Below are 19,613 nucleotides of genomic sequence, written 5' to 3' on the forward strand. Positions count from 1 at the left end.
GCGGAGAGCTCCGCCCCCGCCCCCGCCCTGGAGGTCCGGGATCTCTCGCTGCGCATCGGCGGCGCCCAGATCCTGGAGGACATCAGCCTCACCGTGCCGCGCGGCCAGATCGTCGGCGTCATCGGCCCGAACGGCGCCGGCAAGACCACGCTGTTCAACCTCATCTCCGGCGTGCTCGCGCCCACCTCGGGCCAGGTGCTGCTCGGCGGCCGGGACCTCACCCGGTCGGGCATCACCCAGCGCGCGGTGGCCGGCCTGGGCCGGACCTTCCAGACCTCCTCGCTCTTCCCCGGGCTCAGCGTGCACGAGAACGCCCGGCTGGCCGCCCAGGTCACCGAGGGCCGCGCCATCTCCCTCTTCTCCTTCCCGCGACGCGGTGACGCCGCGTCCCGCCGCGCCACCGCGCTGCTCGAGGAGGTCGGCCTCGGCCACCGTGCGGAGCACCGCGCCGGGGACCTGCCGCACGGCGACAAGCGCAAGCTGGAGATCGCCATGCTCCTCGCGACCGACCCGGAGGTCGTCCTCCTGGACGAGCCCATGGCGGGCGTCGCCTCGGGCGACGTCCCGGGTCTCACCGAGGTCATCCGCGGCCTGCACCGCGACCACGGATGCACCGTGCTCATGGTGGAGCACCACATGGAGGTCCTGCTCGGCGTCGTCGAGCGGGTGGCCGTGCTCCACTTCGGCCACCTGCTCGCGATGGACACCCCGGAGGCGGTCATGGCCGACCCGACCGTCCAGAGCGCCTACCTGGGGGAGACGGTATGACGCCCGCCCAGCCCACCGGCGACCTCACCGAGGCACCGGCGCGGAGCGAGGACGTCGACCCCGTCCTGCACGTGCGCGGGCTGTCCGCCCACGTCGCCGGCCAGCAGGTCGTGGAGCACGTCGACCTCGACGTCGCACCCGTCGGCGTCACCGCCCTCCTGGGGCGCAACGGCGTGGGGAAGACCTCGACGATCAAGGCCGTCCTCGGCCTCATCGGCCGGGCGGGCGAGGTCGAGCTCGCCGGCACCGACCTCGTGCCCCTGCCCACCCACCAGATCGTGCGGCTCGGGATCGGCTACGTGCCGGAGGACCGCGAGGTCTTCGCCGGCCTCACCGTGACCGACAACCTGCGGCTGGCCGAGCGGCGTGGCAGCGAGCACCGCTACGACCTCGTCTACGACCTCTTCCCGGAGCTGAAGCAGCGCGGCGCCCAGGCCGCCGGGACGCTCTCCGGCGGGCAGCAGCAGATGGTCTCCCTCGCCCGGGCCCTGCTCAACGACAACCAGGTGCTCCTCGTGGACGAGCCGACCAAGGGGCTCGCCCCCAAGCTCGTGCAGGAGGTGAGCCAGGTGCTCGCCCGCGCGGCGCAGGTCGCCCCCATCCTCCTGGTCGAGCAGAACCTCCAGGTCGTCCGCGAGCTCGCCCACCACGCGGTCGTCCTCACCGACGGACGCAGCGTCCACCACGGCCCCGCGCAGGAGTTCCTCGCCGACGACGCCCTCACCCAGCGCCTGCTGGGGGTCCACGGCGAGGGCGGGTCGGACCCCACCGAGGACCACGACCAGGACCGGGACCAGGCCGGCGCCGGGCATACCCGAGAGGAGCACACCGAGTGAGCACCGTCGTCCTGCTCCTGTTCACCGGGGTCGGGCTGGGGGCGATCTACTTCCTGGTCGCCTCGGGCCTGTCCCTCATCTACGGCCTCATGCACGTCCTCAACTTCGCGCACGGCGTCTTCCTGTCGCTCGGGGCCTTCCTCGGCTTCGAGGTGGCGAGCCGGCTCGGTGCCACGACGTGGACCGGCTTCGCGGCCTCGCTGCTCGTCGGCGCGCTCGCCGGGGCGGTCTTCGCGGCGCTCACCGAGCGGGTGCTCGTGCAGCGCCTCTACGAGCGGCACATCGAGCAGGTGCTCGTCACCGTCGGCCTCGGCCTTGCGGCCGTCGCCCTCTTCGACGGCATCTGGGGCACCGACCCGCAGTTCATCTCCGGCCCGGCGTGGCTGGGACGGACCACGCACATCCTCGGCGCCAACGTGCCCAACGACCGCTTCGTGGCGATCCTCGTCGCCGCCCTGGTGCTGCTCGGCATGGTGCTCTTCCTGCAGCGCACCCGCTACGGCATGATCATCCGCGCCGGGGTGGAGAACCGGGCCATGGTCACCGCGCTCGGCATCGACGTGCGCACCGCCTTCACCCTCGTCTTCACCATCGGGGGGATCGCGGCCGGGCTCGGCGGCGTCCTGGCCAGCCACTACTTCGGCTACGTCTCCCCGCTGCTGGGCCAGACGCTGCTCATCTTCGCCTTCATCGTCACCGTCATCGGCGGCCTCGGCTCGCTCACCGGTGCGGCGATCGCGTCGGTCCTCGTGGCGCTGCTGCAGCAGTTCGCCAACTACTACCTCTGGGGCACCGGTGACCTCGCCGTCGTCGTGCTGCTCGCCGTGGTGCTGCTCACCCGACCCTCCGGACTCATGGGGAGGCGCGCATGAGCAGCCCGACGACACCCACGCCCCGCCGCAGCTGGGTCGGCACCGCGGTGCCGCTCGCCCTCGTGGTGCTGCTGGCCTGCCTGCCGCTGCTCAACCTCCACCTGCCCGGGGTGCTGCCGGGGCCGACCTACACCCCCGGCTCGCTGCACCTGATGGCGCTCGCCATGGTCATGGCCGCGCTGGCGCTGTCCTACCACCTGCTCCTCGGGGTGGCCGGGCTGCTGTCCTTCGGGCACGCGCTCTACTTCGGCTTCGGCGCCTACGTGCTCGGCATCGTCATGTCCGAGCTCGACCTGGGGCTGGTGCCCTCGGTGCTCGTCGTGCTCGTGGCCGGCGTGGTCTTCTCCACCCTGCTCGGGGCGATCAGCCTGCGGGTCACCGGCATACCCTTCGCGATGGTCACCCTGGCCTTCGCCCAGGCCGGCTCGGTGCTGGTCCGCCGCGACCCGGGCCGGGTCACCGGTGGCGAGGAGGGGCTGCGGCTGCCGACCGAGCACGTGCCCGACGCGCTCATCGGGGTCGCCAACACCCGCAACCTCTACTGGCTGGCGCTCGCGGCCCTCGTGCTGGCCTTCCTGCTGACCAGCTGGGTGCAGCGCAGCCGGGCCGGGCACGTCGCGGAGGCGGTGCGGGAGAACGAGCTGCGCGTCCGGGTCCTCGGGATGCGGCCCTTCGTCGTCAAGCTCGCCATCTTCGTCGCCGCCTCGGTCATCGCCATCGGGATGGGCATGGTCCACCTGCTGCTCAACTCGGGCGCCGTGCCCACCATCGTCAGCGCCGAGTTCACCATCTCGCTGCTGCTCATGGTCGTCATCGGCGGCGTCGGCTCGCGCTGGGGCGCGGTCACCGGGGCCGTGCTCTACGTCCTGCTCAACCAGCGGCTCACCGTCCTGGCGCAGGCCGAGTGGGTCCACGACCTGCCCGCGGTGCTGCGGATCCCGCTGTCGGAGCCGCTGTTCATCCTCGGCACCCTCTTCGTCCTCGTCGTCATGTTCCTGCCCGGCGGCATCGCCGGGACGGTGACCCGGCTGCGCGGACGCCGACCGTCGCGTGGCGGCGCGGACCCGGGTGCTGACAGGGTGGAGCAGGTGGACGACATCGAGGACGGCGACCGGCGGCAGGACGAGGGCGTGGGGGCGGCGCGCCCATGACGGCCCCGGTCTCCGGTGCGCGGACGGACGGGCTGCACACGCTCGGCCGGTGGCCCGCCGACCGCGCCCGCATCGCGCCGGACCACGCTGCGGTCGTCGACCGCGGCGTGGCGCTGGGCTACGGCGAGCTCGAGGCCAGGGTGGAGCGGCTGGCGCAGGTGCTGCTCGGTGCCGGCATCGGCAGGGGTATGCGCGTGGCCACCCTGGTCGGCAACAGCGCCGACCACGTCGTGCTCTTCTTCGCCTGCGCCCGCGTCGGCGCCGCCCTGTGCCCGCTCTCCTGGCGGCTGACGCCGCCGGAGCTGGTGCGCCAGGTGCAGCTGCTCGACCCGGCGCTGCTCGCCACCGAGGAGGAGACCGGCGCCCTGGCCGACGAGGTCGCCGCGCGGCTCACCTGCCCGGTGCCGACGGCATACCTCACCGAGTTGGGGCGCCCGGGCACCGTGTCCGCCGCGACGGGACGGGCGCCGGTCGACCCCGAGCCGGTCGACGACGAGGACGCCCTGCTCGTCGTCTTCACCTCCGGCAGCCTCAGCGCACCCAAGGCCGCGGTCCTGTCCCACCGCACCTGCTGGTGGACCAACCTCTCGCTGTCGCGGACCCTGGAGCTCACCGAGCGCGACGTGGTGCTCGCCGTGCTGCCGCAGTTCCACGCGGGCGGGTGGAACATCCAGCCGCTGCTCGCGTGGTGGACCGGTGCGACCGTGGTGCTGGAGCGCACCTTCGACCCCGGCCGGGTGCTGAGCCTGGTCCGCGAGCACCGGGTGAGCACGATGATGGGCGTGCCGACGCAGTACCTCCTGCTGGCCGAGCACCCGGGTTTCGTGGACGCCGACCTGTCCACCCTGCGCAGCGCCGTCGTCGGCGGGGCCCCGATGCCGCCGCCCCTGCTGCGCACCTTCCACGCCCGCGGGGTGGCGCTGACCCAGGGCTACGGGCTCACCGAGGCCGGCCCCAACGTGCTCTGCCTGCCGCCGCACGAGGTCACCGACCGTGCCGGGTGGGCGGGCGTGCCCTACCCGCACGTCGAGGTCGCCCTCGCCGACGCGGCCACCGGCGAGCGGGTCCGGGGCGCCGGGACCGGCGAGCTGCTGGTGCGCGGCCCAGGGCTGTTCACCGGCTACCTGCACGACGAGGAGGCGACGGCGCAGGTGATGCACGACGGCTGGCTGTGGACCGGCGACGTCGCCACCCGCGACGAGCAGGGCTACCTCAAGATCGTGGACCGGCTGCGCAACATCTACATCAGCGGCGGTGAGAACGTCGCCCCCGCGGAGGTCGAGGCCGCGCTGCGGCGCCACCCCGCGGTCGCCTCGGCGGCGGTCGTCGGTCTGCCGCACGAGCGCTGGGGCGAGGTCGGGGTCGCGCTCGTCGTGCTGCGGCCCGGCGTCGCGACGGACGAGCACGACCTGCGCGAGCACTGCCGCGCGCTGCTCGCCGCCTTCAAGGTGCCCGAGCGGATCCTGGCCGTGCCCGACATACCGCAGGTGGGGATCGGCAAGAACGACCAGCCGGCCGTCCGGGCCCTGGCACGGGAACGTCTCGAGCGGCAGGAGCAACGATGAGCGTCGAGGACCCGGTCGCCCGCCCCGCACCGCGGACCGCCCGGGGCGCCCGCACCCGGGCCAGGCTGTTGCAGGCGGCCGAGGACGTCTTCGCGACCGTCGGCTACCCGGACGCCTCGATCGTGCGGATCACCGAGCTCGCCGGGGTCGCGCTGGGCACGTTCTACGTGCACTTCACCGGCAAGAAGGAGATCTTCGACGAGGTCGTCCTCGACCTGTCGCGACGGGTGCGGCAGGCGATGAGCGAGGCCTCGTCGGCGGCGCCGGACCGGCTCACGGCCGAGCGCGACGGCTTCCGCGCGTTCTTCGCCTTCACCGCCGAGCACCCCGCGCTCTACCGCATCATCCGGCAGGCCGAGTTCGTCTCGCCCGAGGTGATGCGCACGCACTACGACGACATCTGCTCGGGGTATGCCGCGGGCCTGGACCGCGCGATGGAGCAGGGGCAGATCCGTGGTCTGGACCCGATGGTCGCGGCCTGGGCGCTCATGGGTGCCGGCGAGCTCATCGGGATGCGCTGGGTGCTCTGGGAGCAGGGCGGGCAGATCCCCGAACCGGTCTTCGAGCAGCTCATGCTGCTCATCGAGGGTGCCCTGGCACCCACCACGACGGACGAAGGAGAGCACACATGACACGCAGGGCGATCGTCACCGGAGGAGCGAGCGGCATCGGGGCCGCGGTCGCGCGTCGGCTCGCCGCCGACGGGATGCACGTGGTCGTGGCCGACCGGGACGCGGACGCCGCGCAGTCCCTGGCGAGCGAGCTCGGGGGAGAGGCGTGGACCGTGGACCTGTCGGACACGGCGGCGCTGGAGGACGCCGACGTGGACTGCGACGTCCTCGTCAACAACGCCGGCGTGCAGCGGGTGGCCGCGGTCCACGAGTTCGTCCCCGACGACTTCCGGCTCATCCACCGGCTCATGCTCGAGGCCCCCTTCCTGCTGGCCCGGGCCGCGCTGCCGCACATGTATGCCCGTGGCTGGGGCCGGATCATCAACGTCTCCTCCGCGCACGGCCTGCGCGCCTCGGCCTTCAAGTCGGCCTACGTCTCGGCCAAGCACGGGCTGGAGGGGCTGTCCAAGGTCATCGCCCTGGAGGGCGCCGAGCAGGGCGTGACGAGCAACTGCGTCAACCCGGGCTACGTCCGGACGCCCCTGGTCGAGAAGCAGATCGCCGACCAGGCGAAGACGCACGGCATCGGGGAGGACGAGGTGATCGAGAAGATCATGCTCACCCGCTCCGCCGTGAAGCGCCTCGTCGAGCCCGAGGAGGTCGCCGCCCTGGTGTCCTTCCTCACCTCCGACGACGCCGGCATGGTGACCGGCACGTCCTACACGATGGACGGCGGGTGGACAGCGCAGTGAGTGCCGAGACAAGCCCAGAGACGACCACCGCGGCGAGCACCGAGAGCCTGCCCTCCTCGGTCGAGGCCGTCCTCGGCGAGCGCTACCGCAGCGTCGCCGTCCCAGTCGACGGGGGAGACCTCCACGTCGGGGTCTGGGAGCCCGAGGACAGCGAGGGTGCGGTCCCGACCGTGGTCCTCGTCCACGGGATCACCGCCTCGCATGTGTCCTTCGCCGCCCTGGCGCAGGCGCTGCCCGGCGTGCGCCTCGTGGCTCCCGACCTGCGCGGCCGGGGCCGCTCCCGCGACCTGCCCGCGCCCTACGGCATGCCCCGGCACGCCGACGACGTCGCCGCGGTCCTGCACCACCTCGGGGTCGACCAGGCCGTCGCGGTGGGTCACTCGATGGGCGCCTTCGTCTCGCTCGTCCTCGCCGACCGGCACCCCGACCTGGTGCGTTCCCTTCTCCTCGTCGACGGGGGTATGCCCCTGCTCCCGCCCCCGGGCGTCGCGCCGGAGGACATGGCGGCCGCGGTGCTGGGCCCGGCCGCGGACCGGCTGCGGATGACCTTCCCCAGCCGGGAGGCATACCACGAGTTCTGGCGCGAGCACCCGGCCCTCGGCCCGGGGTGGGACGAGTTCACGACCGCCTACGTCGACTACGACCTGGTCGGTGAGGAGCCCGGGCTCACGCCCGCCACGCGGCCCGAGGCGCTGGCCGAGGACATCCGCGAGCTCGTCGACGGCGCCTCGGTGGAGCACGCCCTCGACGCCCTCACGCACCCGGCGACCTGGCTCGTCGCGCCACGCGGCTTGCTGGACGAGGTGCCGCCGCTCTACCCTGACGCGGCCCGGGAGCACTGGACCTCCCGGCTGCCCCGGCTGCGCATGGTCGCCCTCGAGGACGTCAACCACTACACCGTCGTGCTCGCGCAGCGTGGCGTGCGGCAGCTGCTGCCGCTCCTGGAAGGGGAGATCGCGTGATCGGACTCATCGGGATCCTGCTGTCGCTGGCCCTGCTCATCGTCCTGGCCTACCGGGGTCTCAACGTCATCGTCCTCGCGCCGATCATGGCGAGCATCGCGGTGATCTTCGCGGGTGCGCCGATCCTCGCGACGTACACCCAGGTCTTCATGCCGGCGATGGGCAACTTCGTCGTCAGCTTCTTCCCGCTCTTCCTGCTGGGTGCCCTCTTCGGCAAGGTCATGTCGGACTCCGGCGCCGCGCTGCGGATCGCCGAGTGGGTGGTGCGCCGGGTCGGGGGCGACAAGGCGATCCTCGCGGTCGTCCTGGCCTGCGCGATCCTCACCTACGGCGGCGTCTCGCTCTTCGTCGTGGCCTTCGCGATGTTCCCCATCGCGGCGGCGCTCTTCCGCGAGGCGCGGGTGCCCAAGCGGCTCATCCCGGGCGCGATCGCGCTGGGCGCGTTCACCTTCACCATGACCGCGCTGCCCGGCACCCCCGCGATCCAGAACGCCATCCCCAACCCCTACTTCGGCACCGACGGCTTCGCGGCCCCGGGCCTGGGGATCATCGCCGGCCTCATCATGTTCGCCGGCGGCGTGGGCTGGCTGACCTGGCGCAGCCGCAGGGCCGCCGCCGCGGGCGAGGGGTATGACGACGGTCCCCTCATGACGACCGGCGCCGACTCCGCGGCGCTCACCATCGACCTCGGCGACGACGAGGGTCCGGGCGCGGCACCGCGCGGGGAGGACGGCACCGGTACCCAGCCGGAGGCCGGCGGCACCCTCACCGCCGTCCGCGAGCGCGACCTCCCGCCGCTGTGGGTCGCCTTCCTGCCGGTCTTCGTGGTCATCGGGCTCAACCTGCTCCTGCTGCGGGTGGTCTTCCCGATGATGGACACCAGCTACCTCGCGGAGGAGCGGTACGGCGCGACGGAGCTGTCCATGGTGCAGGGCAACTGGGGGCTCATCGTCGCGCTGGCCACCGCGGTGGTTCTCGCCTTCGTGCTCAACTGGCGGCGCCTGGCCAACCCGAAGAAGAGCTTCAACTCCGGCACCACCGCCTCCTTCCTGCCGATCATGAACACCGCCAGCGAGGTCGGCTACGGCGCCGTCATCGCCTCGCTCGCCGGCTTCGTGCTGGTCCGGGACGCGATCATGGGCTCCTCGGACAACCCGGTCGTCTCGACCGCGATCGCGGTCAGCGTGCTGGCCGGCATCACCGGCTCGGCCTCGGGCGGCATGGGCATCGCTCTGGAGGCGCTCGGTCAGGACTTCCAGTCGATGGCGGCCTCGGCCGGGATCGACATGGAGCTCATGCACCGGGTGACGACGCTGGCCTCGGGCGGCATGGACGCGCTGCCGCACAACGGCGCCGTCATCACCCTGCTGGCGATCTGCGGCCTGACCCACAAGCAGTCCTACAAGGACGTCGGGATGGTGGCCGTGGTCATCCCCGTGGTCGCGCTCGCCGTGGTCGTCGCGCTCGGCTCGGCCTTCGGCGCCTTCTAGGGGGTATGCCCCTCAGCGCACCTGCCGCGCGCTGAACTGCATCCGCGGCTGGGCGAAGGCGTCCTGCGCCTGGACCAGCCGCAGCTCGCGCTCGCCGGAGTCGAGGGTGGCCTGGAGCAGGTCGAAGACGCTGGACGCGGTGCGCTCCAGCGCGGTCGCCGCCGAGCCGGTCTCGCGGTAGTGCGCGGTGAAGAGGGCGCTGGTGACGTCGCCGGAGCCGTTGGCCTTGATCGGCAGCCGTGGGGTCGCGACGATCCACGCGCTCTCGTCGTCCACGGCGAGCATCTCGATGGTCTCGCCGCCGTCCGGCTGCGCCTCGCGGTCCGGGCGCAGCACGCTGGTGACGAGCACGGTGCGCGGGCCGAGGTCGCGGGCGGCGTCGGCCGAGGCGAGCGTGGACTCCAGGTCCTCCGGCTCGGTGTGCGTCATGTAGCCCAGCTCGAACTGGTTGGGCGTGATGATGTCGGCGTGCGGGATGACCTTCTCGCGGATGAGCGGCGGGATCGCGTCGGCGACGAAGCAGCCCGAGGTGGCGTTGCCCATGACCGGGTCGCAGGTGTAGGTCGCCTCCGGGTTGGCCGCCTTGACCCGGGCCACCGCGTCGACGACGACGTCGACGATCTCCTCGCCGCCCAGGTAGCCCGAGAGCACCCCGTCGACCGTGGGCAGCACGCCGCGGTCCTCGATGCCCGAGACGACCGCCCGCACGTCGTCGGCCGGGATGAGCGGGCCGCCCCACTCGCCGTAGCCGGTGTGGTTGGAGAAGTTCACGGTCAGCACGGGCCAGACCTCGTGCCCGATGCGCTGCAGCGGGAAGACGGCGGCGGAGTTGCCGACATGGCCGTAGGCGACGTGGCTCTGGATCGAGAGGAAACGCATACCTCGATCTTCGCATCCCCGGCGACCACTAGACTGCTGACCCCGTGGCACTCACCATCGGAATCGTCGGCCTGCCCAACGTGGGCAAGTCCACGCTCTTCAACGCGCTGACCAAGAACACCGTGCTCGCGGCGAACTACCCGTTCGCGACGATCGAGCCCAACATCGGCGTGGTGCCGCTCAAGGACGGGCGGCTGGACCGGCTCGCGGAGATCCACTCCAGCGCCAAGGTGCTGCCCGCGACGGTGAGCTTCGTCGACATCGCCGGCATCGTCCGCGGCGCGAGCGAGGGGGAGGGGCTGGGCAACAAGTTCCTCGCCAACATCCGCGAGGCGGACGCGATCTGCCAGGTGGTGCGCGCCTTCCGCGACGACGACGTCGTGCACGTCGACGGCAAGGTCAGCCCGCGCGACGACATCGAGACGATCAACACCGAGCTCGTCCTCGCCGACCTGCAGACGCTGGAGAACGCCATCCCGCGGCTGGAGAAGGAGGTCAAGGGCAAGCGGACCGACAAGGCCGTCCTCGACACCGCGCTCGCCGCGCAGGGGGTCCTCGAGGCGGGCGACACCCTGTATGCTCGGGGTGCCGCCGCGGGGGTGGACGTCGCGATCGCGCGGCAGCTGGGCCTGCTCACGACCAAGCCGTTCCTCTACGTCTTCAACCTCGACGAGGACGGGCTCACCGACGAGGCGCTGCACGCCGACCTGGCCGAGCTCGTCGCGCCGGCCGAGGCGATCTACCTGAATGCCAAGCTCGAGGCCGACCTCGCCGAGCTCGAGGAGGACGAGGCCCGCGAGCTGCTGGAGTCGGTGGGCGTCGAGGAGCCGGGGCTGGACCAGCTGGCCCGGGTCGGCTTCGACACCCTCGGCCTGCAGACCTATCTCACCGCCGGGCCCAAGGAGTCGCGGGCGTGGACGATCCGCAAGGGCTCGACCGCGCCCCAGGCGGCCGGCGTCATCCACACCGACTTCGAGCGCGGCTTCATCAAGGCCGAGATCGTCAGCTTCGACGCGCTCGACGAGCTGGGGTCCATGGTGAAGGCCAAGGAGGCCGGCAAGGTGCGCATGGAGGGCAAGGACTACGTCATGGCCGACGGCGACGTCGTGGAGTTCCGCTTCAACGTGTAGGTCCGCCGTCGCGGCGTCACTGGGTCACAGGGGGTCGACGGCCCGGGCCTCGTAGAAGCCCATCTCGACGGACTCGAACGCGGGCTGCTCCGGAGCGTGCGCCTGCGGGCGCCACGCCTCGAGGGCGGCCCGGTCCCGCCATACCTCGGAGTTGTTGACCCTCCTGGGGTCCAGGGGGTCGGCGGTGACGGCCAGGTGGACGCAGCCGGCGCCGGAGAGGACGGTGCCGATGGCGTGGGACAGGTCGCCGACGCGGGCTCCCGGTCGCGCGGCGGCGATGCCGGCGGCCAGCGCGCGCTGCGTGGTGTCGATCATCCTCTGGTCGTCGGGGGAGCGGGGCCGGCCGACGACGAAGCTGATGGCAGCGTCCGCGGCGACCCCGTGGAGGCTGACGGCGAGGTCGAGGGAGAGGAGGTCACCGTCGGCCAGGCGGTCGTCGTGCGGCAGCCCGTGCAGGACGGCGTCGTTGACGGAGGTGCAGATCCAGTGCCCGAACGGACCCTTGCCGAAGGAGGGCGCGTAGTCCACGTAGCAGGACTCCGCGCCGGCCCCGAGGATCATCTCCCGGGCCCACCGGTCGATGTCGAGCAGGTTGGTGCCGACGTCGGTGCGGGCCTTCACGGTCCGAAGGATCTCGCCGACGAGGCGCCCGGTCCGGCGCGCCTGGTCCGTCTGGGCGGGGGTGAGGATCTCGATCACCCCAATAACTATACCGGTCAGATCATCCCGGTACTAGAATCCCGGGTCATGGTGAGACTTCCGCTCGCGCCCGAGGAGATCGAACGCGGCAGGCGCCTCGGCGCCCTGCTCCGGCAGGCCCGGGGCGAGCGCTCGATCCTCGAGGTCGCGCTGGACGCCCGCGTGTCGCCCGAGACGCTGCGCAAGATCGAGACGGGCCGGGTGGCCACGCCGGCGTTCTCGACGGTCGCCGCCCTCGCGGGCGTGCTCGGGCTCTCCCTCGACGACGTGTGGGGTCAGGTGACCGCCCCCTCGGCCGACGTCTCCCGCGTATGACGCCCTACCCGTTGCTCACCATCAGCTGACGGCTGACCGGCGCTGACGGCGCACGGCGACGAAGGAGCGCACGCCGAGCACGACATACCCCACCAGCAGCACGAAGCTGATCGTGCCGGAGATCACCGCCAGCGGACGCTCGGCCTCGCCCGTGACGAGGTCGCCGAGACCCAGCACGTTGCGCAGCGTCCCGAGGGCGCCGATGACCGCCACCAGCAGCGCGGCGTGGATCCAGACCTTGGGGTTGCTGCGGCCCAGCACGCCGCAGACCGTGAGCACGACGCCCAGGATCGCGGGTATGAGCGCGGTCCAGCTCGACATCCCGGCGGCGAGCCAGCCGATCACCCCCACCGCGATGAGCAGGACGCCCAGGACGACGGTGGTGCGCGGCATCGACGAGTTCTGCATGGTGCTCCTTCGTGGTCTCATGGGGGAAGGGCCAGGATATCCGGGTCTGCCGGGGCGTTCTCCGAGCGCGTCGTCCACTGCACGCCGGTATGTCACTCGCGAGCCTGTTCGAGGAGGCTCACGAGTGACATACCGGCTCGAGGAGGACGACGGGCTCGTGGACGGGTCCGCGACGGGCGGCGGCGGAGGGAGAATTCTCGGCTCGACGGGCGGTCGGCGGCGGCGCCACCTAGCATGGTCGGGTGACCCAGGTGCGACGTGACGGCTGAGCCGGAGACCCAGACCGACGCCGCACCCGAGCCGGATCCGGCACGCTGGCGGATGCTGGCGGTCACCCTCGCCGTCGGGTTCATGTCGCTGCTCGACGTGACGATCGTCAACGTCGCCATCCCCTCGATGCGCAGCGGGCTGGACACGTCCGCGTCCACGATCCAGTGGGTCGTGTCCGGGTATGCCCTCACCTTCGGCCTGGTCCTCGTCACCGGCGGCCGGCTCGGGGACGCCTGGGGCCGGCGCCGGCTCATGCTCATCGGGCTGGCGGGCTTCGTGCTCGCCAGCGCCGCGTGCGGCCTGGCGCCCAGCGCCGGGGTGCTCGTGGTGGCGCGGCTGGTGCAGGGCATGTCCGCCGGGCTGCTCGCGCCGCAGAACACCGGGCTCATCCAGGAGCTGTTCACCGGCGCCGAGCGCGGGAAGGCCTTCGGTCTCTTCGGCCTCGTGGTCTCGGTCGCCTCCGGCATCGGTCCGGTGCTCGGCGGCATCATCATCTCCCTCGCCGGGGAGGACGGCGGCTGGCGCTGGATCTTCCTCGTCAACGTGCCGATCGGGCTGGTCCTGCTGGTCGCGATCGCGCGGATGGTGCCCGACCCCGAGCCGGGGGAGCGTGACCCCCGGCTGGACCTCCTGGGTGCAGTGCTCCTCGGTGCCGCCGTGCTCTGCCTGCTCCTGCCCGTCGTGGCCCTGGAGTCGCGGGACACCTGGGCGCTGGCCCTGCTCGTCGGCGTGCCGCTCTTCGCCTGGGGCTTCCTGGCCTACGAGCGCCGGCTCTCCCGCACCGGCGGGGCACCGCTGCTCGACGTGGCGCTGCTGCGCCGCACGCCCGGCTACGGCAACGGCATCGTCGTCGGCACGCTCTACTTCACCGGCTTCACCGGGGTCTTCCTCGTGCTCTCGGTCTACCTGCAGGACGGCCTGGGTTACTCCACCCTGGTGACCGGGCTGCTGCTCACCCCCTTCGCCATCGGTTCGGCGGTGTCCTCGCCGTGGGCCGGCCGCGCCGTGTCCCGCATGGGCCGCGTCGTGGTCATCGGGGCCCTCGTCGTCATGATGTCCGGCCTCGTGCTCATGGTCCTGCTGGCGGGCGTCGCCCAGGACCGCCCCTGGCTCTGGGCGGCGCTCGCGCTGCCGCTGCTCGTCGCCGGCCTCGGTGGAGGGGCGGTCGTCTCGCCCAACTTCACGCTCACCCTGGCCGAGGTGCCGCCGCGCATGGGTGGCGCCGCCGGCGGGGCGCTGCAGACCGGTCAGCGCGTCGGCTCGGCCATCGGCGCCGCGGTGCTCGTCACGGCATACCAGCTCGGCGCGGGCTCGAGCCAGGACCCCGGCGACGGGTTGCGGGCCGCGATCGGCACGGCACTTGCGCTGCTGCTGCTCGCCCTGGGCGCGGCGCTCTTCGACGGGTGGCGGCGCCGGCAGAGCCAGGACTGAGCCTGCCGGGCGCTCAGTCCCGTGGCGCCGCGGTGAACTCGGCCAGGAAGTCCACGAGCAGGGCCGCGCTGCGCTCCCGGGGGAGCGCCTCGATGAGCGCCAGCACCGAGGCCAGGTCCAGCTCCCCGGTCTCCCGCGCCTGCCGCGCGAGGTCGGCGGGGTCCGGGACGGGCACCTCGCCCTGCGCAGCCGACCCAGGTACGCCCCCCGTCTGACCGCGGACGTCCTCCGCCCCCGCGACGAGTGCGGCGGCGAGCTCGCCGGCCACCCCGGACGTCACCGGCGTGATCGTCAGGTGCGTCGATCGCGGGATCGTCGTGCCGTCGGTCTGCGTCATCCCCGGCTGGCCCTGCAGCACGAAGCCGCGCCGGGCGACCGCACCCGCCCAGGCGTGCGGGTCGACCCGGTCCGCGTGGTCGGCCTCGGGGTCCGCCACCACCGCCAGCAGCGGGCCGACCGGGTCGCCGAGCACGCGCAGCCCGCGGATGCCGTCGACCACCTCGCGGACCACGGCGGTAGTGCGGACCACGCGGTCGGTGAGGTCGGCATACCCCTGCGTCCCGAGGCGGGTGAGGACCGCCCAGGCCGCCGCCAGCGACATCGCCGAGCGGGAGCCGAGCGCCGTCGGGTTGACCACGGGGTAGCCGGGCCAGTCGGTGAGCGCGTAGTAGCGCGCGCGGTCCAGCGCGGGGTCGGCGAAGAGGAGGACCGAGGCGCCCTTGGGGGCGTAGCCGAACTTGTGCAGGTCGGCGCTGATGCTCGTCACGCCCGGCACGGACAGGTCCCACGCGCCGGCCTCCGGCCACCACGGCAGCACGAAGCCGCCGACGCAGGCGTCGACGTGGCAGGGGATGTCGCGCTCCGCGGCGGCACCGGCGATCTGCGCGACCGGGTCGACCACGCCGTGCGGGTATGCCGGTGCGCTCGCGACCACCAGGGCGGTCGCCTCGTCGAGGTGCTCGACCACCCGCGCGGCCGGGAGGGTGCCGCCGGCGGGGTCGACCGGCACGGGCACCAGGTCCAGGCCGAGGTAGTGGGCCGCCTTGTGGAAGGCGGCGTGGGCGGTGCTCGGGGCGACCACGCGCGGCGTCGTGGTGCTGCCCGGGTGGCGCTCCCGCCACCGCTTGCGGGCGGCGAGCACGGCCAGCAGGATGCTCTCGGTGCCGCCCGAGGTGACCGCGCCGGACGTCTCCGGGCCGCCGCCCAGGACGTCCCGGGCGAAGGCGACGACGTCGGCCTGCAGCTGGGCCACCGACGGGAAGGTCGTCGGGTCGAGTGCGTTGACGGCCTGCACCCGGGCTGCCGCGGCGGCGGCCAGCTCGTCCAGCTCGGCGAGGCCGCTGTCGTAGACGTAGCTGAGGACGCGGCCGCCGTGGGTCGGGGCGTCCGCCTGCCGGTAGGCGTCGAGGCGGGCGAGGATCTCCTCGGGTTCGGGAGGGGTCACGGGAGTCCTTCCGTCGTCGTGGTCGCCGTCGCCGGGGCGAGGCTCGCGGGCTCGGGGTAGCGCCGCAGGACCAGCAGGCTCAGCCCGACGAGCACCGCCGGGACGAGCGAGAAGGCCAGGGCGATCGCGGCGGTCGCGGAGCCGGGCTGGGCCAGCTGCTCGCCGGCCGTGCTGGAGCGGAAGCCGGTGAGCCCCAGCAGCACGAGCACGAGGACCGGGCCGAGGGCCAGGCCGGTGGTCTCCCCGGCGGTCCACAGCCCGCTCATCGCCCCGCCGCGCTCGCGCCCGGCGGCGCTGATGACGTCGGGCAGCATCGCGAGCGGGAAGAGCTGCATCCCGGCGTAGGCCACCCCCGCGACGCCCACCACGGGGTAGACCCACCACCCCGGTGCCCAGAGCAGGACCACCAGACCCAGGGCCGCGGCGGCGAAGACGAGCGACGCGGCCCGCAGCGCCCCCGCCTTGCCGCGACGGGCGGCATACCGGGTCCACAGCGGCATGACCAGCAGCGCAGGAGCCACGAGCGCCGCGAAGAGGAGGGTGAGCGCGGTCTGGTCGCCGAGGGTGTAGGTCGCGACGTACTGCGCCGCGGCGAGCATCACCCCGGTCGCGAGCGCCTGGAGCACGAAGACCGAGAGCAGGGTCCGGTATGCCCGCTCCTCCCGCCACGCGGTCAGCCCGGAGCGGTAGCCCTCGAGCGCGGACGTGGACGGTCCGGCCTGCGTCGCGCTGAGGTGGCGGCGGGTGCCGAGGACCGTCGCGAGCATGCCGGCGAGGAGCAGCACGGCGATGCCGAGCGCCATGACGAGGTAGCCCCCGTGGCCGCCGCCGGCGGCGTCGCGCAGCGCCGGGCCGCCGGCCCCGACGAGCAGGATCGCCAGCGCGAGGGTCGCGATCCGCCAGGCCATGACCCGCGTCCGCTCGCCGTAGTCGTCGGTGAGATCGGCCGGGAGCGCGATGTAGGGCACCTGGAAGCAGGAGAAGGAGGTCGTCGCCAGCACGAAGCAGGCCAGGACCCACACCCCCGCCCCCACCGGCCCGAGGCCGGGCGGGACCGCGAACATCCCGACGAAGCCGAGCGGGAGCGTCACCGCGCCCCAGAGCATGAGGCGCGTCCGACCGGCCGGCCCCGCGGCCTCGCGGTCGCTGTGCGCGCCGACGAGCGGGTCGATGAGGACGTCCCAGGCCTTGGGGACGACGACGACCACCGTGGCCAGCAGCGCCGGGACGGCGAGGGTGTCGGTGAGGTAGTAGGCCAGCACCAGGCCGGGGAGGGTGCTGAAGCCGCCGGTGCCCACGCTGCCGGCGGCATACCCCAGCAGCACGGGGCGGGGGAGGCGCTGCTGCATGGCGCGTCAGCCTAGCGGTGCCCGGCGACGGTCAGAGGCCGGTCTGGTCCACCCCGTAGGTCGCCTGCTCCTGGGTGTAGCCCTCGAAGACCAGCTGGTCGATGAGTCCCTGCCGCGAGAAGCCACTGAACTCGAGATAGGACTCGGCCGCCGCGGCCGCCTGCTCGTTGTAGTCGATGTCGAGGCTGTCGACGGCGAAGGTGGCGTCCTCGGTGGAGAAGCCCTCGAACTCCAGCTGTCCGATGAGGCCGGTGCGTGAGAACGCCGTGAACTGAAGGTAGTCCTGCGCCGATCGCACAGCACTCTCCTGGGAGGTGGTCAGACCGCTCGCCTCTGGGGCGGGATCGTCCGAACCCTGGTCGTCCTCCTGCTGCTCTGCCTCTTGCTGGGCCTGTGCCGCCGCCTCCTCGCCCTCGGCCAGCGCGGCTGCCTCCGCCTCGTCGGCCCTGCTCTCCGCGTCGTCGGCCCGTCCCTCGGCCTCGTCGGCCCGGGTCTCGGCCTCCTCCGCCCGTTGCCGAGCGGTGTCGAGTTCGGACTCGAGCTCGGAGACACGTGCCTCCGCGTCCGAGGCCCGCTGCTCGGCCTCCGTCACGCGCTGGTCCACCGCCGCGTCGGCCTCGGCGGTCGGTGCCGAGGAGGCGGTGCCGGAGTCCTCCCCGTCCGAACAGCCCGTCACGAGGGCGACAGCCGTCACGAGCGTGACGATGAAGGGCAGGCGTCTCGGTGCCATGTGTCGTTCTCCTCATCGAGACCATGGGTGAGATCGTGCAGGACGATACGTCACGTCGGCACGGTGTTCTTCGCGAAGCGACGTCCGTCGGCCGGCCGCCCGGGCGTGCCAGGATCGGCCCATGCGCATCACACGTCGAGGACAGGTCATGGTCTGGGGGGTCGCCGCGCTGGCGCTCGCCGGATGCTCGGGCGGGGACGAGGACACCGGCGCCTCGGCGCTCGACACGATCCTCGAGGAGGGCAGCCTGCAGGTCTGCACGACCGGCGACTACCCGCCGTTCACCGAGCTGGACGCGGACAGCGGCGAGTTCTCGGGCATCGACGTCGACATGGCCCGCGACCTCGCCGACAGCCTCGGCGTCGAGGTGGAGTTCGTGCAGACCAGCTGGGACACCCTCATGGAGGACTTCCTCGCGGACTGCGACATCGCGGTGGGAGGCATCTCGATCAGCACCGAGCGGGCGCAGCAGGCCTTCTTCTCGGAGGCGGTCATGGCCGACGGCAAGACCCCCATCGCGCGGTGCGAGGACGTCGACAAGTACCGCACGGTGGAGCAGATCAACGACCCCGACGTCACCTCGATCATGCCCAGCGGCGGCACCAACGAGGTCTTCGCGCAGGAGAACTACCCCGACGGCGACCTCGTCACCCACGACAACCTCACGATCTTCGACGAGATCGTCGAGGGCCGGGCCGACGTCATGACCACGGACCGCTCCGAGGTGCTCTACGTCGCGCACGAGTACGAGGGCGAGCTGTGCCCGACGAACCCGGACGAGCCCTTCGACTACTTCGAGAAGGCCTACCTCCTGCCGCGCGGCGACGTCGTCCTCAAGGAGTACGTCGACCAGTGGCTCACGATGGCCAAGGGCGACGGCACCTACGACGCCATCACCGAGCCCTGGGTGGGGGACGTCGACCTGTCCCTCCCGGAGGACGAGTGACCGGGCGGTGCGCGGAGCGCGTCCCCGGTCAGCCCTCGAGGAAGTCCAGCCGGACCGTCCGCTCGGCGTTGTCGACGTTGAGGTCGACGATGCAGATGCTCTGCCAGGTGCCGAGCGCCAGCCGCCCGCCGTCGACGGGGACGGTGGCGTAGGGAGGGACGACCGCGGGCATGACGTGCGACCGGCCGTGGCCGCGCGCGCCGTGCGCGTGCCGCCACCGGTCGTCGGCCGGCAGCAGGTCGCCCAGGGCCGCGAGCAGGTCGTCGTCGGAGCCCGCGCCGGTCTCGATGATCGCCAGCCCGGCGGTCGCGTGCGGGACGAAGACGTGGAGCAGCCCGTCGCCCCGTCCCGACACGAAGCCCTCGCACTCACGGGTGAGGTCGAGGACGACCTCCTCGCCTCCCGTCCGGACGTTCAACGTGGTGGTCTGCATGCCTCCAGCATCGCCGATCACCCGGAGCCTGTCAGGGGGCAGGGCTACCGTGCTGCCTATGGACACCTTCCAGGACCTGCTCGCCGACGGCTTCTCCCGCGTGGAGGAGGGGGTGGGTGCCGTGCTCGACGGGATGTCGCCCGAGCAGCTGCGGTGGCGGCCGGACGACGAGGCCAACCCCGTGGGCTGGCTGCTCTGGCACCTGCTCCGGCAGCAGGACGCGCAGCTCGCCCAGCTCTCGGGCGAGGACCAGGCGTGGGACCAGGGGTGGAGCGAGCGTCTCGACCTGCCCTACCCGCCGGACGCGATGGGCTACGGCCAGGACCCCGAGGAGGTCGGCCGGTTCGAGCTGAGCGACCCGGACCTGCTCGTGGGGTATGCCGGTGCCGTCCACGAGCTCACGCGTCGCCTGGTCGCCGGGCTGGACGCGCAGGAGATGGAGCGGGTGCTCGACGACTCCTTCGACCCGCCGGTCACCGTGGGGGTGCGGGTGTTCTCGGTGCTCGAGGACGCGATCAAGCACCTGGGGCAGGCCGAGTACGTCAAGGGCCTGGCGCAGCGAGCCTGACGGC

21 protein-coding genes are annotated in these 19,613 nt (G+C 72.8%); 14 read left to right on the forward strand and 7 right to left on the reverse strand.

Annotated elements, in window-relative coordinates; genetic code table 11:
- The first annotated feature begins 27 nt into the window (after positions 1-27).
- The 9 genes from SGUI_RS15100 to SGUI_RS15140 are packed head-to-tail and all read left to right on the forward strand — an operon-like array spanning position 28 to position 9,007.
- Positions 28-768 (forward strand): ABC transporter ATP-binding protein, encoded by a 741-nt coding sequence (locus SGUI_RS15100; RefSeq protein ID WP_066643500.1) that lies wholly within the window; start codon positions 28-30, stop codon positions 766-768.
- On the forward strand, positions 765-1,604 hold the full coding sequence (locus SGUI_RS15105; protein WP_083190725.1) for an ABC transporter ATP-binding protein: 840 nt from the start codon (positions 765-767) through the stop codon (positions 1,602-1,604). The genes SGUI_RS15100 and SGUI_RS15105 overlap by 4 nt, the downstream gene beginning before the upstream one ends.
- On the forward strand, positions 1,601-2,476 hold the full coding sequence (locus SGUI_RS15110; RefSeq protein ID WP_066641641.1) for a branched-chain amino acid ABC transporter permease: 876 nt from the start codon (positions 1,601-1,603) through the stop codon (positions 2,474-2,476). The genes SGUI_RS15105 and SGUI_RS15110 overlap by 4 nt, the downstream gene beginning before the upstream one ends.
- Positions 2,473-3,627: a branched-chain amino acid ABC transporter permease gene (locus tag SGUI_RS15115; RefSeq protein ID WP_066641643.1), complete on the forward strand. Its 1,155-nt coding sequence runs from the start codon at positions 2,473-2,475 to the stop codon at positions 3,625-3,627. The genes SGUI_RS15110 and SGUI_RS15115 overlap by 4 nt, the downstream gene beginning before the upstream one ends.
- The gene (locus SGUI_RS15120; RefSeq protein WP_066641647.1) at positions 3,624-5,192 is read left to right on the forward strand and encodes a class I adenylate-forming enzyme family protein; all 1,569 of its coding nucleotides are present in this window, start codon (positions 3,624-3,626) and stop codon (positions 5,190-5,192) included. The genes SGUI_RS15115 and SGUI_RS15120 overlap by 4 nt, the downstream gene beginning before the upstream one ends.
- Complete coding sequence (locus SGUI_RS15125; protein ID WP_066641648.1) at positions 5,189-5,824, forward strand: TetR/AcrR family transcriptional regulator; 636 nt, start codon at positions 5,189-5,191, stop codon at positions 5,822-5,824. Before SGUI_RS15120 ends, SGUI_RS15125 begins: the two co-directional genes overlap by 4 nt.
- The gene (locus SGUI_RS15130; protein WP_066641649.1) at positions 5,821-6,555 is read left to right on the forward strand and encodes a 3-hydroxybutyrate dehydrogenase; all 735 of its coding nucleotides are present in this window, start codon (positions 5,821-5,823) and stop codon (positions 6,553-6,555) included. Before SGUI_RS15125 ends, SGUI_RS15130 begins: the two co-directional genes overlap by 4 nt.
- On the forward strand, positions 6,552-7,517 hold the full coding sequence (locus SGUI_RS15135) for an alpha/beta fold hydrolase (protein ID WP_237141381.1): 966 nt from the start codon (positions 6,552-6,554) through the stop codon (positions 7,515-7,517). The genes SGUI_RS15130 and SGUI_RS15135 overlap by 4 nt, the downstream gene beginning before the upstream one ends.
- Positions 7,514-9,007, forward strand: a complete 1,494-nt coding sequence (locus tag SGUI_RS15140) for a GntP family permease (RefSeq protein WP_066641651.1) — start codon at positions 7,514-7,516, stop codon at positions 9,005-9,007. Before SGUI_RS15135 ends, SGUI_RS15140 begins: the two co-directional genes overlap by 4 nt.
- Positions 9,008-9,019: 12 nt before the next feature.
- Here the strand turns inward: SGUI_RS15140 and pdxY are convergent, their stop codons facing one another.
- Positions 9,020-9,886 (reverse strand): pyridoxal kinase PdxY, encoded by an 867-nt coding sequence (gene pdxY / locus SGUI_RS15145; protein ID WP_066641653.1) that lies wholly within the window; start codon positions 9,884-9,886, stop codon positions 9,020-9,022.
- 44 nt (positions 9,887-9,930) lie between these two features.
- On the opposite strand from pdxY, the gene ychF reads away from it, so the two are divergent.
- Positions 9,931-11,016, forward strand: coding sequence for a redox-regulated ATPase YchF (gene ychF, locus SGUI_RS15150; protein WP_066641655.1), 1,086 nt, complete (start codon positions 9,931-9,933; stop codon positions 11,014-11,016).
- A gap of 24 nt (positions 11,017-11,040) precedes the next feature.
- Here the strand turns inward: ychF and SGUI_RS15155 are convergent, their stop codons facing one another.
- Positions 11,041-11,715, reverse strand: a complete 675-nt coding sequence (locus tag SGUI_RS15155; RefSeq protein WP_083190726.1) for a M24 family metallopeptidase — start codon at positions 11,713-11,715, stop codon at positions 11,041-11,043.
- 48 nt (positions 11,716-11,763) lie between these two features.
- On the opposite strand from SGUI_RS15155, the gene SGUI_RS15160 reads away from it, so the two are divergent.
- Entirely contained in the window at positions 11,764-12,030 is a 267-nt protein-coding gene (locus SGUI_RS15160; protein ID WP_066641656.1) for a helix-turn-helix transcriptional regulator, read from the forward strand.
- Positions 12,031-12,051: 21 nt separating this feature from the next.
- Here SGUI_RS15160 and SGUI_RS15165 read toward each other — a convergent pair whose 3' ends face one another.
- Complete coding sequence (locus SGUI_RS15165; protein ID WP_083190727.1) at positions 12,052-12,438, reverse strand: hypothetical protein; 387 nt, start codon at positions 12,436-12,438, stop codon at positions 12,052-12,054.
- Positions 12,439-12,696: 258 nt separating this feature from the next.
- Between SGUI_RS15165 and SGUI_RS15170 the strand changes: the two genes are divergently transcribed.
- Positions 12,697-14,139: an MFS transporter gene (locus SGUI_RS15170; RefSeq protein WP_237141382.1), complete on the forward strand. Its 1,443-nt coding sequence runs from the start codon at positions 12,697-12,699 to the stop codon at positions 14,137-14,139.
- Between the two features lie 13 nt (positions 14,140-14,152).
- Here SGUI_RS15170 and SGUI_RS15175 read toward each other — a convergent pair whose 3' ends face one another.
- From SGUI_RS15175 to SGUI_RS15185, 3 genes are read right to left on the reverse strand one after another with little or no spacing between them, the layout of a single operon-like run.
- The gene (locus SGUI_RS15175; RefSeq protein ID WP_066641657.1) at positions 14,153-15,583 is read right to left on the reverse strand and encodes a pyridoxal phosphate-dependent decarboxylase family protein; all 1,431 of its coding nucleotides are present in this window, start codon (positions 15,581-15,583) and stop codon (positions 14,153-14,155) included.
- Positions 15,580-16,932 carry an MFS transporter gene (locus SGUI_RS15180; protein ID WP_066641658.1) on the reverse strand — a complete coding sequence of 451 codons (1,353 nt, stop codon included), beginning with the start codon at positions 16,930-16,932 and terminating at the stop codon, positions 15,580-15,582. The genes SGUI_RS15175 and SGUI_RS15180 overlap by 4 nt, the downstream gene beginning before the upstream one ends.
- A 31-nt stretch (positions 16,933-16,963) precedes the next feature.
- Positions 16,964-17,662, reverse strand: a complete 699-nt coding sequence (locus SGUI_RS15185; RefSeq protein ID WP_066641662.1) for an Ltp family lipoprotein — start codon at positions 17,660-17,662, stop codon at positions 16,964-16,966.
- Between the two features lie 121 nt (positions 17,663-17,783).
- Between SGUI_RS15185 and SGUI_RS15190 the strand changes: the two genes are divergently transcribed.
- Positions 17,784-18,608 carry a transporter substrate-binding domain-containing protein gene (locus SGUI_RS15190; protein ID WP_066641664.1) on the forward strand — a complete coding sequence of 275 codons (825 nt, stop codon included), beginning with the start codon at positions 17,784-17,786 and terminating at the stop codon, positions 18,606-18,608.
- 28 nt (positions 18,609-18,636) lie between these two features.
- Here SGUI_RS15190 and SGUI_RS15195 read toward each other — a convergent pair whose 3' ends face one another.
- Positions 18,637-19,041, reverse strand: coding sequence for a YjbQ family protein (locus SGUI_RS15195; RefSeq protein ID WP_066641666.1), 405 nt, complete (start codon positions 19,039-19,041; stop codon positions 18,637-18,639).
- A 58-nt stretch (positions 19,042-19,099) separates the two neighbouring features.
- Between SGUI_RS15195 and SGUI_RS15200 the strand changes: the two genes are divergently transcribed.
- Positions 19,100-19,609 carry a mycothiol transferase gene (locus SGUI_RS15200; protein WP_066641668.1) on the forward strand — a complete coding sequence of 170 codons (510 nt, stop codon included), beginning with the start codon at positions 19,100-19,102 and terminating at the stop codon, positions 19,607-19,609.
- The last annotated feature ends 4 nt before the right edge of the window (positions 19,610-19,613 follow it).

The sequence above is a fragment of the Serinicoccus hydrothermalis genome, assembly GCF_001685415.1.
GTDB classification, from domain to species: domain Bacteria; phylum Actinomycetota; class Actinomycetes; order Actinomycetales; family Dermatophilaceae; genus Ornithinicoccus; species Ornithinicoccus hydrothermalis.

What these genes read in the sequence shown, in the direction of transcription:
- SGUI_RS15105 (WP_083190725.1), top strand. Translation starts at nt 765, where the DNA reads ATGACGCCCGCCCAGCCCACCGGCGACCTCACCGAGGCACCGGCGCGG.
- SGUI_RS15115 (WP_066641643.1), top strand. Translation starts at nt 2,473, where the DNA reads ATGAGCAGCCCGACGACACCCACGCCCCGCCGCAGCTGGGTCGGCACC.
- SGUI_RS15180 (WP_066641658.1), bottom strand. Translation starts at nt 16,932, where the DNA reads ATGCAGCAGCGCCTCCCCCGCCCCGTGCTGCTGGGGTATGCCGCCGGC.
- SGUI_RS15160 (WP_066641656.1), top strand. Translation starts at nt 11,764, where the DNA reads ATGGTGAGACTTCCGCTCGCGCCCGAGGAGATCGAACGCGGCAGGCGC.
- SGUI_RS15120 (WP_066641647.1), top strand. Translation starts at nt 3,624, where the DNA reads ATGACGGCCCCGGTCTCCGGTGCGCGGACGGACGGGCTGCACACGCTC.
- SGUI_RS15200 (WP_066641668.1), top strand. Translation starts at nt 19,100, where the DNA reads ATGGACACCTTCCAGGACCTGCTCGCCGACGGCTTCTCCCGCGTGGAG.
- pdxY (WP_066641653.1), bottom strand. Translation starts at nt 9,886, where the DNA reads ATGCGTTTCCTCTCGATCCAGAGCCACGTCGCCTACGGCCATGTCGGC.
- SGUI_RS15195 (WP_066641666.1), bottom strand. Translation starts at nt 19,041, where the DNA reads ATGCAGACCACCACGTTGAACGTCCGGACGGGAGGCGAGGAGGTCGTC.
- SGUI_RS15130 (WP_066641649.1), top strand. Translation starts at nt 5,821, where the DNA reads ATGACACGCAGGGCGATCGTCACCGGAGGAGCGAGCGGCATCGGGGCC.
- SGUI_RS15125 (WP_066641648.1), top strand. Translation starts at nt 5,189, where the DNA reads ATGAGCGTCGAGGACCCGGTCGCCCGCCCCGCACCGCGGACCGCCCGG.
- SGUI_RS15165 (WP_083190727.1), bottom strand. Translation starts at nt 12,438, where the DNA reads ATGCAGAACTCGTCGATGCCGCGCACCACCGTCGTCCTGGGCGTCCTG.
- SGUI_RS15185 (WP_066641662.1), bottom strand. Translation starts at nt 17,662, where the DNA reads ATGGCACCGAGACGCCTGCCCTTCATCGTCACGCTCGTGACGGCTGTC.
- SGUI_RS15190 (WP_066641664.1), top strand. Translation starts at nt 17,784, where the DNA reads ATGCGCATCACACGTCGAGGACAGGTCATGGTCTGGGGGGTCGCCGCG.